General features: G+C 72.8%; 9 protein-coding genes and 1 pseudogene. 3 read left to right on the plus strand and 7 right to left on the minus strand.

From position 1 onward, the window contains the following. Window position 1: 1 nt before the first annotated feature. The 7 genes and pseudogenes from IE275_RS15070 to IE275_RS15100 form a co-directional block, all read right to left on the minus strand. The gene (locus IE275_RS15070) at window positions 2-1495 is read right to left on the minus strand and encodes an acyl-CoA synthetase (protein ID WP_189711774.1); all 1494 of its coding nucleotides are present in this window, start codon (window positions 1493-1495) and stop codon (window positions 2-4) included. A gap of 57 nt (window positions 1496-1552) precedes the next feature. Then, window positions 1553-3106, minus strand: coding sequence for an acyl-CoA synthetase (locus tag IE275_RS15075; protein WP_189711775.1), 1554 nt, complete (start codon window positions 3104-3106; stop codon window positions 1553-1555). Further along, window positions 3103-4227 carry an NAD(P)H-dependent flavin oxidoreductase gene (locus tag IE275_RS15080; RefSeq protein WP_189711776.1) on the minus strand — a complete coding sequence of 375 codons (1125 nt, stop codon included), beginning with the start codon at window positions 4225-4227 and terminating at the stop codon, window positions 3103-3105. Before IE275_RS15080 ends, IE275_RS15075 begins: the two co-directional genes overlap by 4 nt. A 161-nt stretch (window positions 4228-4388) precedes the next feature. Continuing rightward, entirely contained in the window at window positions 4389-5957 is a 1569-nt protein-coding gene (locus IE275_RS15085; protein ID WP_189711777.1) for a phytoene desaturase family protein, read from the minus strand. An 83-nt stretch (window positions 5958-6040) separates the two neighbouring features. After that, on the minus strand, window positions 6041-8344 hold the full coding sequence (locus tag IE275_RS15090) for a serine/threonine-protein kinase (RefSeq protein ID WP_189711778.1): 2304 nt from the start codon (window positions 8342-8344) through the stop codon (window positions 6041-6043). 54 nt (window positions 8345-8398) lie between these two features. Then, a complete protein-coding gene (locus IE275_RS15095; RefSeq protein ID WP_189711779.1) occupies window positions 8399-9244 on the minus strand; it encodes an oxygenase MpaB family protein in 846 nt (281 codons plus the stop codon). Window positions 9245-9438: 194 nt separating this feature from the next. After that, window positions 9439-10852 (minus strand): annotated as a pseudogene (locus tag IE275_RS15100) (short-chain fatty acyl-CoA regulator family protein). A gap of 377 nt (window positions 10853-11229) precedes the next feature. Between IE275_RS15100 and aceA the strand changes: the two are divergent. The 3 genes from aceA (at window position 11230) to IE275_RS15115 (ending at window position 15059) form a co-directional block, all read left to right on the plus strand. Next, window positions 11230-12513, plus strand: coding sequence for an isocitrate lyase (aceA, locus tag IE275_RS15105; RefSeq protein ID WP_189711780.1), 1284 nt, complete (start codon window positions 11230-11232; stop codon window positions 12511-12513). Between the two features lie 81 nt (window positions 12514-12594). Beyond that, the gene (gene aceB, locus IE275_RS15110) at window positions 12595-14193 is read left to right on the plus strand and encodes a malate synthase A (protein ID WP_189711781.1); all 1599 of its coding nucleotides are present in this window, start codon (window positions 12595-12597) and stop codon (window positions 14191-14193) included. After that, a complete protein-coding gene (locus IE275_RS15115; protein ID WP_189711782.1) occupies window positions 14190-15059 on the plus strand; it encodes a 3-hydroxybutyryl-CoA dehydrogenase in 870 nt (289 codons plus the stop codon). The genes aceB and IE275_RS15115 overlap by 4 nt, the downstream gene beginning before the upstream one ends. Window positions 15060-15119 lie beyond the last annotated feature (60 nt).

The following is a 15119-nucleotide window of genomic DNA, read 5'->3' on the forward strand; positions in this document are numbered from 1 at the left end:
GTCAGGCAAACCTGTCCCGCAGCTCCCGCTTCAGGATCTTTCCGCTGGCGTTGCGCGGGAGTTCGTCCACGAAGACGACCCGCTTCGGCGCCTTGAAGGAGGTGAGCTTCTCCCGTGCGTGGGCGATGAGTTCCTCCTGCGTGACCTCGGTGCGCGGGACGACGACCGCGGTGATCACCTCGATCCACTTGTCGTCGGGCAGGCCGATCACCGCGGCCTCGGCGACGGCCTCGTGGCTGTAGAGGGCGTCCTCGACCTGCCGTGAGGCGACCAGCACACCGCCGGAGTTGATGACGTCCTTGACCCGGTCGACGATGGTGAAGTAGCCGTGGGCGTCACGGACGGCGAGGTCGCCGGAGCGGAACCAGCCGTCGCGGAAGGCCTCGGCGGTCTCCTCGGGCTTGTCCCAGTAGCCCTCGCACAGCTGCGGGGAGCGGTAGACGATCTCACCGGGGGTGCCGTCGGGGACGTCCGCGCCGTCCTCGTCCACGACCCGGGCGTCCACGAAGAGGACCGTGCGGCCGCAGGAGTCCATACGGCCCTTGTGCTCGTCGGGGGCGAGGACGGTGGCGAGGGGACCGATCTCGCTCTGCCCGAAGCAGTTGTAGAAACCCAGCTTCGGGAGGCGCTCGCGCAGCCGCTCCAGGACGGGGACCGGCATGATCGAGGCGCCGTAGTACGCCTTGCGCAGCCCGCTCAGGTCGCGGGTGGGGAAGTCGGGCCGGCCCGCGAGGCCGATCCACACGGTGGGCGGGGCGAAGAGGCTGTCGACGCGGCCCTCCTCGATCAGGTCGAACAGCCGGTCCCCGTCGGGCGCGTCGAGGATCAGGTTCGTGGCGCCGACCGCCAGGTACGGCAGCAGGAACACGTGCATCTGGGCCGAGTGGTAGAGCGGCAGCGAGTGCGCGGGGCGGTCGCCGGCGCTCAGGTCGAGGGCGGCGATCGCGCTGAGGTACTCGTGCACCAGCGCCCGGTGGCTCATCATCGCGCCCTTGGGCAGCGCCGTCGTCCCCGAGGTGTACAGCAGCTGCACCAGGTCCTCGCCGCGCGGCTCGGGACCGTCGTACGGCTCGCTGCCGGGCAGCCGGGCGAGCAGCGAGTCGTCGGCGTCGCGCAGGGGCAGCGTCCGTACCCCCTCGGGGAGCCGGTCCGCCAGGTCGGGATCGGCCAGGACGAGTGTGCTGCCGGACTGGCCGACGAGGTAGGCGAGGTCGTCGCCGGTGAGGTTCTGGTTGACGGGGACGTGCACCAGGCCGGCCCGGGCACAGGCGAGGAACGCGACGAGGTAGGCGTCGGAGTTGTGGCCGTAGGCGCCGACCCGGTCGCCGGGTGCGAGGCCCTGGCCGAGCAGGACGGTCGCCGCACGGGAGACGGCCCCGTCGAGTTCCTCGTAGGTCCAGGTGCGGTCGCGGTACTCGACCGCGACGCGGGCCGGGGTGCGGCGGGCACTGCGCCGCAGCACCCCGTCGACGGTACTGCCGTGTCCGGGCGTCATGCCACATGATCCTCGACGGGCCGCCGGGGCAGGTCAAGTCGCCCGGGTGCCCGGGTGTCACAGCGGCCGGGTGCGGCCCTCCCAGTACGGCTCCCGCAGCCGCCGCTTGTACAGCTTGCCGTTCGGGTCGCGGGGCATCTCGGTGATGAAGTCGACACTCCTGGGGCGCTTGTAGCCGGCGAGGCGCTCCGCGCAGTGGGCGAGGAGTGCTTCGGCGAGGGCGGGGCCGGGGGTGTGGCCCGGTGCCGGTTCGACGACCGCCTTGACCTCCTCGCCCCAGTCGTCGTGCGGGATGCCGAAGGCGGCCGCGTCGGCGACGGCGGGGTGGGCGAGGAGCGCGGACTCGATCTCGGCCGGGTAGATGTTGACGCCGCCCGAGATGATCAGGTCGATCTTGCGGTCGCGGAGGAAGAGATAGCCGTCCTCGTCGAGGACGCCGAGGTCGCCGACGGTGAAGAAGTCGCCGATGCGGCCCTTCCTCGTCTTGGCCTCGTCCTTGTGGTAGGCGAAGCCGCCGGTCGTCATCTTCATGTAGACGGTGCCGAGTTCACCCGGCGCGAGGCGGTTGCCGTCGTCGTCGAAGACCGCCAGTTCGCTGATGGGCCAGGCCTTGCCGACCGTGCCGGGCTTCTTCAGCCAGTCCTCGGCCGTGGCGAAGGCGCCGCCGCCCTCGCTGGCCGCGTAGTACTCCTCCACGCAGTCGCCCCACCACTCGATCATGGCGCGTTTCACATGGTCGGGGCAGGGCGCGGCGCCGTGGATGGCGTGGCGCAGGGAGCTGACGTCGTAGCGGGCCCGGACGGTGTCCGGGAGGGCCAGCAGGCGGTGGAACTGGGTCGGGACCATGTGGGTGTGCGTGCAGCGATGGCCGTCGACGACCCGGAGCATCTCCTCGGGCGTCCACTTGTCCATCAGGACCAGCCGGTGGCCGATGTGCAGGGACGCGCCCGCGAACTGGAGGACGGCCGTGTGGTAGAGCGGCGAGCAGACGAGGTGGACGTTGTCGTCGAACGGCCGGATGCCGAAGATGCCGAGGAAGCCGCCGAGGTAGGACTCCTCGGGGAGCTTGCCGGGCAGCGGGCGCCGGATGCCGCGCGGGCGCCCCGTCGTGCCGGAGGTGTAGTTCATGACCCAGCCGAGGGTGCGGTCGGCGGGGGCCGACTCCGGTTGCCCGTCCAGGAGTTCGGCGTACGGGCGGAATCCCCCGACGTCGCCGACGGCGTACCGGTGGGTGGCGGGCAGGCCGGCCTCGTCGGCGGCGCGGGCGGCCTGGTCGCCGTAGCGCTCGTGCGCGAGGAGGACCTTGGCGCCGGAGTCGGAGACGATCCACGCGATCTCGGGCCCGACGAGATGGTGGTTGACGGGCACGAGGTAGAAGCCGGCCTGGGAGGCGGCGAGGTAGGCGGTGAAGAACTCGGCCGAGTTGGGCAGGACGACGGCGAAGGCGTCGCCGCGCTCCATCCCGGCCGCGCGCAGACCGTGCACCAGCCGGTTGGCGGATGCGTGCAGCCGTCCCGCGGTCCACTCCTGCCCGTCGGGGGCGACGAGGACCGTGCGGTCGGGGTCGGCGGTCGCCTGGGCCCAGAAGCCCGTGGGGGGTGTGCTGGTCACTGGCCGCTCCTTCCGGCGATGCGCTGGACGCGGTCCACGGCCTGTTCGAAGCCTCGGGTGAGGTCGTCGAAGACGGCCCGGACACTGCGGACGTCGTTCATCCGGCCGACGATCTGGCCGACGGGGGTGCCGAGCAGCGGGTCGACCTCGTACTTCTGGATGCGCGAGACGGCCTCGGCGACCAGCAGGCCCTGGAGGGGCATGGGGAGGGTGCCGGGTCCGTCCGGGGCGTCCCAGGCGTCGGTCCACTCGGTACGGAGCTGACGTGCGGGTTTCCCGGTGAGGGCACGGGAGCGCACGGTGTCGCCTGAGCCGGCCGCGAGGAGTTTGCGGGTGAGGGCGGACGAATGCAGGTCGGCCTCGGCGGTGGTCAGCCAGAGGGAGCCGAGCCAGACGCCCTGGGCGCCGAGCGCGAGGGCGGCCGCGATCTGGCGTCCGCTGCCGATGCCGCCGGCGGCGAGCACCGGCAGCGGGTCGACGGCGTCGACGACCTCCGGGGTGAGCACCATGGAGGCGATCTCACCGGTGTGGCCGCCGGCCTCGTACCCCTGCGCCACGACGATGTCGATGCCCGCCTCCTGGTGCTTGCGGGCGTGCCGGGCGCTGCCGGCGAGCGCGGCGACCAGGACGCCCCGCTCGTGGGCGCGGGCGACGATGTCGGCGGGCGGGGAGCCGAGGGCGTTGGCCAGCAGCCGGATGGGGTAGTCGAAGGCGACGTCGAGCTGGCTTCGGGCGACCTGTTCCATCCAGCCGGTGATCCGCCAGCCGGACGCCTCGCCCTCGGCCAGCTCGGGCACGCCGTACTTGGCGAGGGTGTCCCGCACGAACTGCCGGTGCCCCTCGGGGATCATCGCCTCGACGTCGGCCTCGCTCAGTGCCTGACCGCTCGGGGCCTCCACCTTCTTGGCGGGCATGACGACGTCGAGTCCGTACGGCCGTCCTTCGACGTGCGCCTCGATCCAGTCGAGGTCGCGTTTGAGGTCCTCGGGAGCGGTGTAGCGGACCGCGCCGAGCACGCCGAAGCCGCCGGCGCGGCTGATGGCCGCGGCGACGGCGGGGAACGGCGTGAAGCCGAAGACGGCGTGCTCGACTCCCAGTTGCTTGCTCAGCTCCGTCTGCATGGGCGCAGGATGCCGCAGTCCTCCGGTCGACGGAAGGCCTTTTCTGATACACCGTCAGATTCTTGTTCGCCGCCGGCCGGCCGGACCGCGTAAGTGCGCCTCCCGCCTCACCGGGACGGTCCCGCGGGCCGATGGCGGTATTGCGGGCCCGAACCGGCCCGTCACCCGGCCGTGGCCTCCAGCACCGCCATCGCCGCGTTGTGCCCCGGCACCCCGCTCACCCCTCCCCCGCGCACCGCGCCGGCCCCGCACAGCAGGACGTGCGGGTGCGGGGTCTCCACGCCCCAGCGGCCGGTGCCCTCGTCCGTGTACGGCCAGGACAGGTCGCGGTGGAAGATGTTGCCGCCGGGCAGGCCGAGGTCGCGCTCCAGGTCGAGCGGGGTCCTCGCCTCGATGCAGGGCCGGCCGTCGGCGTCGGTGGCCAGGCAGTCGGCGAGGGGTTCGGCGAGGTGGGCGTCGAGCTGGGCGAGGGTGGCCTTGAGCAGGTCCTCGCGCACGGCGTCGTTGTCCCGCTCGAAGAGCCGGGCCGGGGTGTGCAGACCGAACAGGGTGAGCGTCTGGTAGCCCTGCTCGACCAGGCCGGGCCCGAGGATCGTCGGGTCGGTCAGGGAGTGGCAGTAGATCTCGGACGGCGGGGCGGTGGGGAGATCGCCGGCGGCGGCCTGGGCGTGGGCGGCGGCCAGCTGCTCGTAGCCTTCGGCGATGTGGAAGGTGCCGGCGAAGGCCTCGCGCGGGTCGACGGCGGTGTCCCGCAGCCTCGGCAGCCGCTTGAGCAGCATGTTCACCTTGAGCTGGGCGCCCTCGGCGGGGCTGGGCGGCTCGTCGCCGGTGAGGGCGGCGAGCGTCTGCGGGGAAGCGTTCACCAGCACGTGCCGGGCGGCGGCGACACCCTCGCCGTCGGCGGTGCGGAAGGTGACCTCGGCGCCGCGGCCGTCGGTGGCGATGTGTACGGCCTCGTGGCCGGTGGCGATGACGGCTCCCGCGTCCCGCGCGGCGGCGGCCAGGGCGTCGGTCAGGGCGCCCATGCCGCCGACGGGCACGTCCCAGGCGCCGGTGCCGCCGCCGATGACGTGGTACAGGAAGCAGCGGTTCTGCTTGAGGGAGACGTCGTGGGCGTCGGCGAAGGTGCCGATCAGCGCGTCGGTGAGGACCACGCCCCGCACCAGGTCGTCGGCGAAGCGCTCCTCGACGGCGACCCCGATCGGTTCCTCGAAGAGCGCGCGCCAGGCCTCCTCGTCGTCGACGATGCGGCGCAGTTCGTCCCGGCCGGGCAGCGGCTCGGTGAGCGTCGGGAAGACCCGCTGGGCGACCCGGGACGTCATGCCGTAGAAGCGCTGCCAGGCCGCGTACTCCCGCTCGCCGCCGGTCAGCCGCGCGAAGGCCTCCCGGGTGCGCTCCTCGCCTCCGCCCACGAGCAGCCCGGTCGGCCGCCCGCCCCGTTCCACCGGGGTGTACGACGAGATGGTGCGCCCCTGGACCCGGAACCGCAGGCCGAGGTCCCGCACGATCTTCTGCGGGAGCAGGCTGACCAGGTAGGAGTAGCGCGACAGCCGGGCGTCCACGCCGGTGAACGGGCGGGTGGAGACGGCGGCTCCGCCGGTGTGGTCCAGCCGCTCCAGCACCAGCACGGACCGTCCGGCCCGGGCCAGGTAGGCGGCGGCGACCAGACCGTTGTGGCCGCCGCCGACGATCACGGCGTCGTAACTGGGGTGGAGCTCGTGTGCACGCATGATTCTTCGTAACACGGTCCACGGCGTCTTGGACACAGGGAGCCCCGCGGACGGACCGGCGCGGGCGGAGCCGGTCCCGTCCGTCACGCGCCGCCCGCCGCCCGGCGCTCCCGCAGCGCCGCCACCCTCCGGTACAGGGCGACGGCCTCCGGGCCCCGGCCGAGCCGTTCCAGGCAGTGGGCCTCGTCGCCCCGGCCGGCCAGGGTGTCGGGGTGGTCGGCGCCCAGCACCCGCTCGCGGGCCGCGGCCACCCGCCGGTACTCGGTGAGCGCGTCGGCCCAGCGGCCGAGCCAGCCCAGGCCGACGGCGACCTCCCGCCGGCTGACCAGGGTGTCGGGATGGTCGGCGCCCAGGACCCGCTCGCGGATCGCGCACACGTCCCGGGACTCGGCGAGCGCCTCCTCCCAGCGGGCGAGACGGCCGAGGTTGACGCCGAGGCCGTGCCGGGCGCGCAGGGTCTCGGGATGGGCGGGGCCGTCCACCCGGGTGCGGTCGTCGACCAGCTCGCGGTAGAGCTGGAGCGCCTCCTGGCTGCGGCCGAGGCGTCCCAGGCTGATGCCGGTCTCGTAGCGGGCGGCGAGGGTCTCGGGGTGGTCGGGGCCGAGGGCGTGGGCGCGGGCCGCGGCGACCTCGCGGTAGGTCTGGAGCGCCTCCGGCCAGCGGCCCAGCTGGCCGAGGGCGTAGGCCACCTCGTAGCGGGTGACGAGGGTGTCCGGGTGGTCCGCGCCCAGTACCCGGCGCCGGGCCGCGGCCACCTCGCTCGCCATCCGGTACGACTCCTCCAGGCGGCCGAGCCGGCTGAGGTTGAAGGCGAGGTTGTGCCGGCAGCGCAGGGTGTCGGGGTGGTCCGCTCCCGCGGTGCGTTCCCGGGCGGCGAGCACCGAGGTGTAGATCTGGTGGGCGTCGAAGTGGCGGCCCAGCCGGCCCAGCACGTACGCCGTCTCCTGGCGGGTGGCGAGGGTGTCCGGGTGGTCGGCGCCGAGGATCCGGGTGCGGGCGGCGGCCACGTGCTGGTACTCGCGCAGGGCGTCGGCGGCGCGGTCGGTGCGGCTGAGGGTGAAGGCGACCTCGTAGCGGCTGGCGAGGGTCTCGGGGTGGTCCGGGCCGAGCAGATGGGCGCGTTCGGCGGCGACCGCGCGGTGCACCTCCCCGGCCTCGGCCCAGCGGCCGAGCCGGCCCAGGCTGAGGCCGGCGTTGTGGCGTGCGGCGAGCGCGGTGAGCGCCCGCGGGGACGGGGCGTCGGGGGCGGGCGGCGCGGGGACGGTGCCGAGGGCCGGGCGGGCGATCCACTCGCCGGTCAGGCCCGCGCCGGCGTCCGGGGGCGGGCCGAAGGGGCCTGTACCGGTGGCCTTGTGACCGGTGGTCATGCCCTGGGTCCAGGACGGCAGCCGCGCGGGCCCGACCGGCCGCGGACCGGGCTCGGGAGGCAGCGGGCCGGACTCGGGAGGCCGCGGGCCTGGCCCGGGAGGCCACACGCCGGACTCGGGAGGTCGCAGCTCCGGCCGGGGTGTCACGACCGTCGGCACGTACGCCGGGGTCGTCCGGCCCGCCGTGATCCGGCGTCCCACCTCACGGGCGTCGTACGGGCGTTGGCCGGGCCGTTTGGCGAGCAGGTCCAGGATGATCCGGTCGAGGTACTCGGGCAGCTCGGGCCGCTGCTCACGGGCCGGCCGGGGCGGGGTGTCACGGTGCCCGACGAGGATCGCCCAGGGGTCGTCGAGGTCGAACGGCGGTGCCCCGGTGGCGAGTTCGTACAGCACACAGCCCAGCGAGTACAGGTCGCTGCGCTGGTCGACCTCGTCGCCGCCGATCTGCTCCGGGGACATGTAGTGCGGGGTGCCCAGCGCGATGCCGGTGCCGGTGAGCCGGGACGTGAAGCCGATGTCGTGGCCGAGACGGGCGATGCCGAAGTCGCAGATCTTCACCGTGCCGTCGGTGAGCCGCACGATGTTCGCCGGTTTCAGGTCGCGGTGCACGATGCCCTGCCGGTGGGTGTAGGCGAGGGCGGCGGACACCTGGTCGGCGATCTCGGCGACGTCGGGCACCGGCAGCGGGCGCCGTTCGTTGTCGTCCAGCAGCTGGCAGAGGTTGCGGCCGTCGAGCAGCTCCATCACCAGGAACAGGACACCGTCGAACTCGCCGAAGTCGTGGACGACGGTGACTCCGCGGTGCTGGAGTCCGGCGGCCACCCGGGCCTCGCGCCGGAACCTCTCGCGCAGGACGCGGGTGAACGACGGGTCGTGGTGCGGCCCGTGAGCCTTGAGGCATTTCACTGCGACCTGCCGGCCGAGGGACTCGTCGCGCGAGCGCCACACCTCGCCCATCCCGCCGCGCCCGATCAGCTCCAGCAGCCGGTAGCGGCCCTGGATCAGCGTGTTCTCCGCCATAGTGCGCCGCCCCCGTGACGTCCGGCCCTCCCCTGGCCCGTCCAGTATGGCGGTCTATGGTCCGACTTTGTATGGCGCAGGGCGCGTATCGGGCCCGAGCCGGTCCATGGCCCGCAGGATGTGTCCGGGCGGGAGTTGCCAGCGCAGCCGTGCGGGAACACAGCGCAGCAGGGTGCCGGTGGCGCGCAACTCCCGGGTGACGGTGGCGGGCCGGGGCGCGCGCCTGCCGTACAGCTCGTGGGCGTACGGCGGCAGAGAGACGTACGCCAGCTGCGCCACGCGCCGCCACAGCAGGGCGCGCGCCGGGACGAGCAGGGGGTGGGTCGGCGGGCGGAGCAGGAAGTCGTCCACCGCGCGGGCGTCGTCTCCCGCGGCGAGTTCGGGGCGCATCTTCTCGAAGTAGGCGGCCATGGCGGCCCGGTCGGCGGGGACGGCATCGGGGTCGAGCCCCACCAGGCGGGCGCTGGCCCGGTGTTCGGCGAGGTAGCGGTCGGCGGCCGCGTCGGTGAGGGGATAGCCGGAGCGGCGCGCGACGTGCAGATAGGAGTCGATCTCGGCGCAGTGCACCCACAGCAGCAGCTCGGGTTCGTCCACCTGGTACCGCTCGCCGGTGTCCGGATCGGTCGCCGAGAGCATCCGGTGGATCTTGCGGACCCGTGCGCCGGCCTTCTCGGCGGCCTCCGTGGTGCCGTAGGTGATGGTCCCGACGAAGTCGGCGGTGCGCAGGAGCCGGCCCCAGGCGTCGCGCCGGAAGTCGGAGTTCTGCATGACCCCGCGCACGGCGCGCGGATGGAGGGCCTGGAGGTAGAGGGCCCGGACGCCGGCGACCCACATCATCGGGTCGCCGTGCATCTGCCAGGTCACGCTCTGCGGAGTGAACAGCCCCGGGTCGCCCGTCATACCGGCAGTGTGACCAGGCCTGCTAGCCGGCACAAGGCAACCCCCCGTGACCAGCACTGATGCCAACCGACTCGACCGGCTTTCACGCGCGTCGCGCCCTGCGGGGCGGGGTGTGAGTTCCGGATTCGCACCGGATTCCCTGGCCTCGGGTGAGGCTCGACCGGCGCACTGCGGCCATCAAGGCAATCCGTGGGTCAAGTCGTGTGATCGGTCACGGGGTACGGCACGAAGGTGCTGGTGTTCTGGTCGATCCGCAGGGGTCGGCCGAGGGGCGGTGCGCCGCTGGGGGCAGTCGAGGCGTTCGCAGACGCGGCAGCCCATGCCGATGGGGGTGGCGGCGGAGGTGGTGGTGAGGTCGAGTCCGTCGGAGTAGACGAGGCGGTGGGCGTGGCGGATCTCGCAGCCCAGGCCGATGGCGAAGGTCTTGCCGGGCTCGCCCCAGCCGCCGCGGTGCCGGGTGACGGCCCGGGCGGTCCACAGGTAGCGCTGTCCGTCGGGCATTTCGGCGATCTGGACGTGGATCCGGCCGGGGGCGGCGAACGCCTCGTAGACGTTCCACAGCGGGCAGGTACCGCCGGCCCGGGAGAAGTGGAAGCCGGTCGCGGACTGGCGCTTGGACATGTTGCCGGCGCGGTCGACGCGGACGAAGGAGAAGGGTACGCCGCGCAGCCGGGGGCGTTGGAGGGTGCTGAGGCGGTGGCAGACGGTCTCGTAGCCGAGGCCGTGGTGGTCGGTGAGGAGTTCGATGTCGTAGCGGGCTTCCTCGGCCGCCGTGTGGAACGCGGTGTAGGGGAGGATCAGGGCGGCGGCGAAGTAGTTGGCGATGCCGATGCGCGCCAGGGCGTGGGTGGGGGTGCCGGGTTCGAAGTCCTCGGCGGCCCGGCGGTCGAGTTCGTCGCGGTGTTCGAGCAGGGCGAGCTGGGTGGCCATGCGAAAGGCGCGCTGACCGGGGCGCAGCCGGGCCGAGAGGTGGAGGCTGCGAGTCGGCTCGTCGTAGTGGTGCAGACGGTCGCCGGATTCACCGGTCAGCCGTACGCCGTGGTGGTCGGTGAGGCGTGCGGTGAGGACCCGCAGGACATCCCCGGGGCGCACGCCGATCTCCCGGGCGAGTTCCTCCGCCGCGAGGTCGGTGTCGTGGAGGTAGTTCTGGCGGCGGTAGAAGAAGTCGCGGATCTCCTCGTGCGGCGAGTGGGGTGAGCGCGGCGCGGCCGGGTCGGTGTCGCGGGCGTCTGTCGCGCCGGCGAGGCGTTCGGCCAGGAGGTGACTGCGACGGCTGAGGTCGAGCAGGACCTGGGCGACGGTGGGCATCCGGGAAGCCAGCTCGGCCAGGTCGGTCGCACTCACCCGGGAAGCGGTGATCTCGCCTGCCAGGGTCTCGCGGAGGTCGGCCATCAGACGGCTGGTGTCGCGCTCGGAGAAGAAGCCCGGGTCGACGCCGAACGCCTCGGTCAAGCGCAGCAGGACGGGCACGGTGAGCGGGCGGGAGTCGTGCTCCATCTGGTTCAGATAGCTCGGCGAGATGCCCAGCACCCGGGCGAGCTCGGCCTGGCTCATCCCGCGTTCCTCGCGCAGGCGTCGCAGCCGCGCGCCCGCATAGATCTTGCTCACCGCGCTCCTCCGTGTCCGGGACGCGGTCAGCGTATGTGATCAGGGCTCGGATCGGACCCTTCGCAAGCTTGGCAGATGGCGGTCCGAAGATTCGCAGAAGTTGGCAATCGTCCACAGTTGATGGCACTGAGTGCCAATGCCAGAGTCTGGGTGCGGCCCGTCGGCCCCCGGCGCCACCGCCCGCACCCGGGGCGCGATTCATGCCCTGAAATGGGAGATCCCGGCATGGGCAACGGTCGACACCGGCAGCATTGCTCAGCTCCGCCGCACGGCGGCACGGCGGGCCGCACCGCAGCTGTACGACACACAGTGCCATCCCTGTTCACCCTGGACCGGGAGCTTGGCAGACACAACAGACCGAGGAGACGGTGACAGTCATGGCAGATGCGAGGACGCAGGCGGCCGAGGAACTCGCGCGGCGCTGGGCCACCGACCCCCGCTGGCAGGGCATTGAGCGCACCCACAGCGCCGAGGATGTCGTACGGCTGTCCGGCAGCGTGCGCGAGGAGCACACCCTGGCCCGGCGCGGCGCCGAGCGCCTGTGGCGCCAGCTGCGGGAGCGTGACTACATCCACGCCCTCGGCGCGCTGACCGGCGGCCAGGCCGTCCAGCAGGTGAAGGCCGGGCTCCAGGCCATCTACCTGTCCGGCTGGCAGGTCGCCGCCGACGCCAACCAGGCCGGGCACACCTACCCCGACCAGAGCCTCTACCCGGTCAATTCCGTTCCCCAGGTGGTCCGTCGGATCAACAACGCCCTCCTGCGCGCCGACCAGATCGCCACCGCCGAAGACGCCGGGGACACCACCGACTGGCTCGCGCCGATCGTCGCCGACGCCGAGGCCGGCTTCGGCGGTCCGCTGAACGCCTTCGAGCTGACCAAGGCGATGATCGCGGCGGGTGCGGCCGGCATCCACTACGAGGACCAGCTCGCCTCCGAGAAGAAGTGCGGCCACCTCGGCGGCAAGGTCCTGGTGCCGACCTCGCAGCACATCCGCACCCTGAACGCGGCCCGGCTCGCGGCCGACATCGCCGACGTACCGACCGTGCTCGTCGCCCGGACCGACGCTCTGGCCGCCAGCCTGCTGACCAGCGACGTCGACGAGCGCGACGCCCGGTTCGTGACCGGCGAGCGCACCGCGGAGGGCTTCTACCGCGTACAGAACGGCATGGCGCCGGTCATCGCCCGCGGGTTGGCCTACGCCCCGTACGCCGACCTGATCTGGGTGGAGACGGGCACCCCGGACCTGGCGCAGGCCCGCGAGTTCGCCGAGGCGATCCACGCGCGGTACCCCGACCAGATGCTCGCCTACAACTGCTCGCCGTCGTTCAACTGGAAGGCGGCCCTGGACGACGACCGGATCGCCAAGTTCCAGCGCGAGCTGGGGGCGATGGGATACCGCTTCCAGTTCATCACCCTGGCCGGCTTCCACTCCCTCAACCACGGCATGTTCGACCTGGCCCGCGGCTACGCCGAGCACGGCATGACCGCCTACGTCGACCTCCAGGAGCGCGAGTTCGCCGCGCAGGAGCACGGCTTCACCGCGGTCAGGCACCAGCGTGAGGTCGGCACCGGCTACTTCGATCTGGTCTCCACCGCCGTCAACCCGGCTTCTTCGACGACCGCGCTGGCCGGGTCCACGGAGGAGGAGCAGTTCCACTAGGCCGCCCGTCACGGCCCGGCCCCCGTCCGATGGAGGCCGGGCGGCAGTCACCGCCACCCAGCTCCCCGTTCAGGAGTCCTGATGTCCACCACCACTCTCGCGCAGCATGTCCGCGTCCTGGCCGAGCCCGGCGACCGGCACGACGAGATCCTCACCCCCGCCGCGCTGGACCTCGTCGGCCGGCTCGCCGCCGAGTTCGGCGAGTGCCGTGAGGGTCTGCTGAAGGAACGCCGACGGCAGGCCATCCGCCTCGCGGCCGGCTCCCCGCTCGAATTCCCCGTGGTCACCTCCGCCGTCCGCGACGATCCCGGCTGGCGCGTCGCTCCGCCCGCGCCCGGCCTGGCCGACCGCCGGGTCGAGATCACCGGCCCTCCGGATCGTCGTACGGCGGTGAATGCCCTCAACTCCGGTGCCAGTGTGTGGATGGCCGACTTCGAGGACGCCACCGCGCCTGCTTGGGACAACGTCATCGGCGGCCAGCTGACCCTGCTCGACGCCATCGAGCGGCGCGTCGACTTCACCACCGCCGACGGCACGGCGCATCGGCTCGGTGACCGCGACCAGCCCGCCACCATCGTCGTACGGCCGCGCGGCTGGCACCTCGACGAGGAGCACCTGGAGTACGGCGGCCGGCCCGTGCCCGCCGCGCTCGTCGACTTCGGCCTGTACTTCTTCCACTGCGCCCAGCGGCAGATCGACGCCGGACACGGCCCGTACTTCTCCCTCCCGAAGCTGGAGAACCGGTACGAGGCCCGGCTGTGGCACGACATCTTCGTCTCCGCCCAGGAGTTGCTCGGCATCCCGCGCGGCACGATCCGTGCCACCGTGCTCATCGAGACGATCACCGCCGCGTTCGAGATGGAGGAGATCCTCCACGAACTGCGCGAGCACAGCGCAGGGTTGACCGCAGGCCGCTGGGACTACCTGTTCAGCCTCATCAAGACCTTCGGCCACCGCACCGACTTTCTCCTGCCCGACCGCGCCGAGGTCACGATGACCGCCCCCTTCATGCGGGCCTGCACCGAACTCCTCGTCCGTACCTGCCACAAGCGCGGCGCGCACGCCATCGGCGCCATGGCCGCCCAGATGCCGGCCGAGGACCCGGCCGCGAACGAGGCGGTCCTGGCCGCGGTGCGGCGGGACAAGGAACACGAGGCGGAGGCCGGCTTCGACGGCTCCTGGGTGGCCCACCCCGGCCTGGTCCGGGTCTGCCGGGACGTCTTCGACAACGTCCTCGGCGACCGGCCCCACCAACTGGACCGCACCCGCGACGACGTCGAGGTGACGCCCGCCGACCTGCTGTCGGTGCGCCGCGTCGGCGGCCCGCCCACACCCGGGGGCGTCCGCACCAACATCGCGGTGGCGCTGGGCTACTTCGACGCCTGGCTGCGCGGACAGGGCGCGGTCGCCATCGACGGCCTGATGGAGGACGCCGCCACCGCCGAGATCGCCCGGGTGCAGATCTGGCAGTGGCTACGGCACCGGGTGATCGACCGGGAGACGGTCCTGCGCATCCTCGACGAGGAGGTCGCCGCCCTCACCGCCGTCCGGCCGTGGGCGCCGGTCGAGGAGGCACGTGCGGTGTTCGAGCGGACGACGCTCGCCGGCGAGTTGCCGCTGTTCTTCACCCCGGACGCGTACTCCCGTCACCTCGTGCGGCGGGCGGAGGCCCAGGCATGAGCGTCGGCATCACACGCGTCGGTGTCGTCGGCGGTGGGCAGATGGGCGCCGGCATCGCGGAGGTCTGTGCGCGGGCCGGCCTGGACACCGTGGTCTGCGAGGCCGACGCCACCGCCGCCCGCGCCGCGCGGGACCGGGTGGCTTCCTCGCTCGAGCGCGCCGTCCGGCGGGGCAAACTGGATCCCGCAGCCGCTCAAGAGGCCCTGGGCCGCCTCGTGTTCACCGGTGAACTGGACGATCTGGCCGACCGGCAGCTCGTCGTCGAGGCCGTCATCGAGAACGCCGGCGCGAAGACGGAGATCTTCGCCGCTCTCGACAAGATCGTCGAGGACCCGGACGCGATCCTGGCCACGAACACCTCCTCCCTGCCGATCATGCGGCTCGGCAGGGCCACGGGCCGCGCCGACCGGGTCGTGGGCCTGCACTTCTTCAACCCCGTGCCGGTCCTGCCCCTCGTCGAGGTCGTGGCCTCCCTGCACACGGCCCCCGAGACGGTTTCCGCCGTCGAGTGCTTCACCGCCGAAACGCTGGGCAGGACGGTCATCCGCTCCCGGGACCGGGCGGGCTTCGTCGTCAACGCCCTCCTCGTCCCGTACCTCCTGTCCGCCGTCCGGATGGCCGAGTCGGGTTTCGCCACCGCCGCGGACATCGACACCGGCATGGAGCTGGGCTGCGCCCACCCCATGGGTCCGCTGAGGCTGGCGGATCTGATCGGGCTCGACACCGTCGCCTCGATCGCCGAGTCGTTGTACGACGAGTTCCGTGAACCCCTCTACGCCCCGCCCCCGCTGCTCCAGCGGATGGTCGAGGCCGGCCTGCTGGGCCGTAGGACCGGCCGGGGGTTCCACACCTACGCCGAGGACTGAGCATCCTGGCGAACCCGGGCCGAGGGGCCCGGACCGCGCCGCCGGATGAGGGTCCGGGAG

It is taken from the genome of Streptomyces phaeofaciens (genome assembly GCF_014648915.1).
GTDB lineage: Bacteria > Actinomycetota > Actinomycetes > Streptomycetales > Streptomycetaceae > Streptomyces > Streptomyces phaeofaciens.

Bases quoted from the DNA above. Each gene is read 5' to 3' on its own strand.
- IE275_RS15070 (WP_189711774.1), bottom strand. From the start codon at position 1,495: ATGACGCCCGGACACGGCAGTACCGTCGACGGGGTGCTGCGGCGCAGT.
- IE275_RS15080 (WP_189711776.1), bottom strand. From the start codon at position 4,227: ATGCAGACGGAGCTGAGCAAGCAACTGGGAGTCGAGCACGCCGTCTTC.
- IE275_RS15085 (WP_189711777.1), bottom strand. From the start codon at position 5,957: ATGCGTGCACACGAGCTCCACCCCAGTTACGACGCCGTGATCGTCGGC.
- IE275_RS15090 (WP_189711778.1), bottom strand. From the start codon at position 8,344: ATGGCGGAGAACACGCTGATCCAGGGCCGCTACCGGCTGCTGGAGCTG.
- IE275_RS15095 (WP_189711779.1), bottom strand. From the start codon at position 9,244: ATGACGGGCGACCCGGGGCTGTTCACTCCGCAGAGCGTGACCTGGCAG.
- aceA (WP_189711780.1), top strand. From the start codon at position 11,230: ATGGCAGATGCGAGGACGCAGGCGGCCGAGGAACTCGCGCGGCGCTGG.
- aceB (WP_189711781.1), top strand. From the start codon at position 12,595: ATGTCCACCACCACTCTCGCGCAGCATGTCCGCGTCCTGGCCGAGCCC.
- IE275_RS15115 (WP_189711782.1), top strand. From the start codon at position 14,190: ATGAGCGTCGGCATCACACGCGTCGGTGTCGTCGGCGGTGGGCAGATG.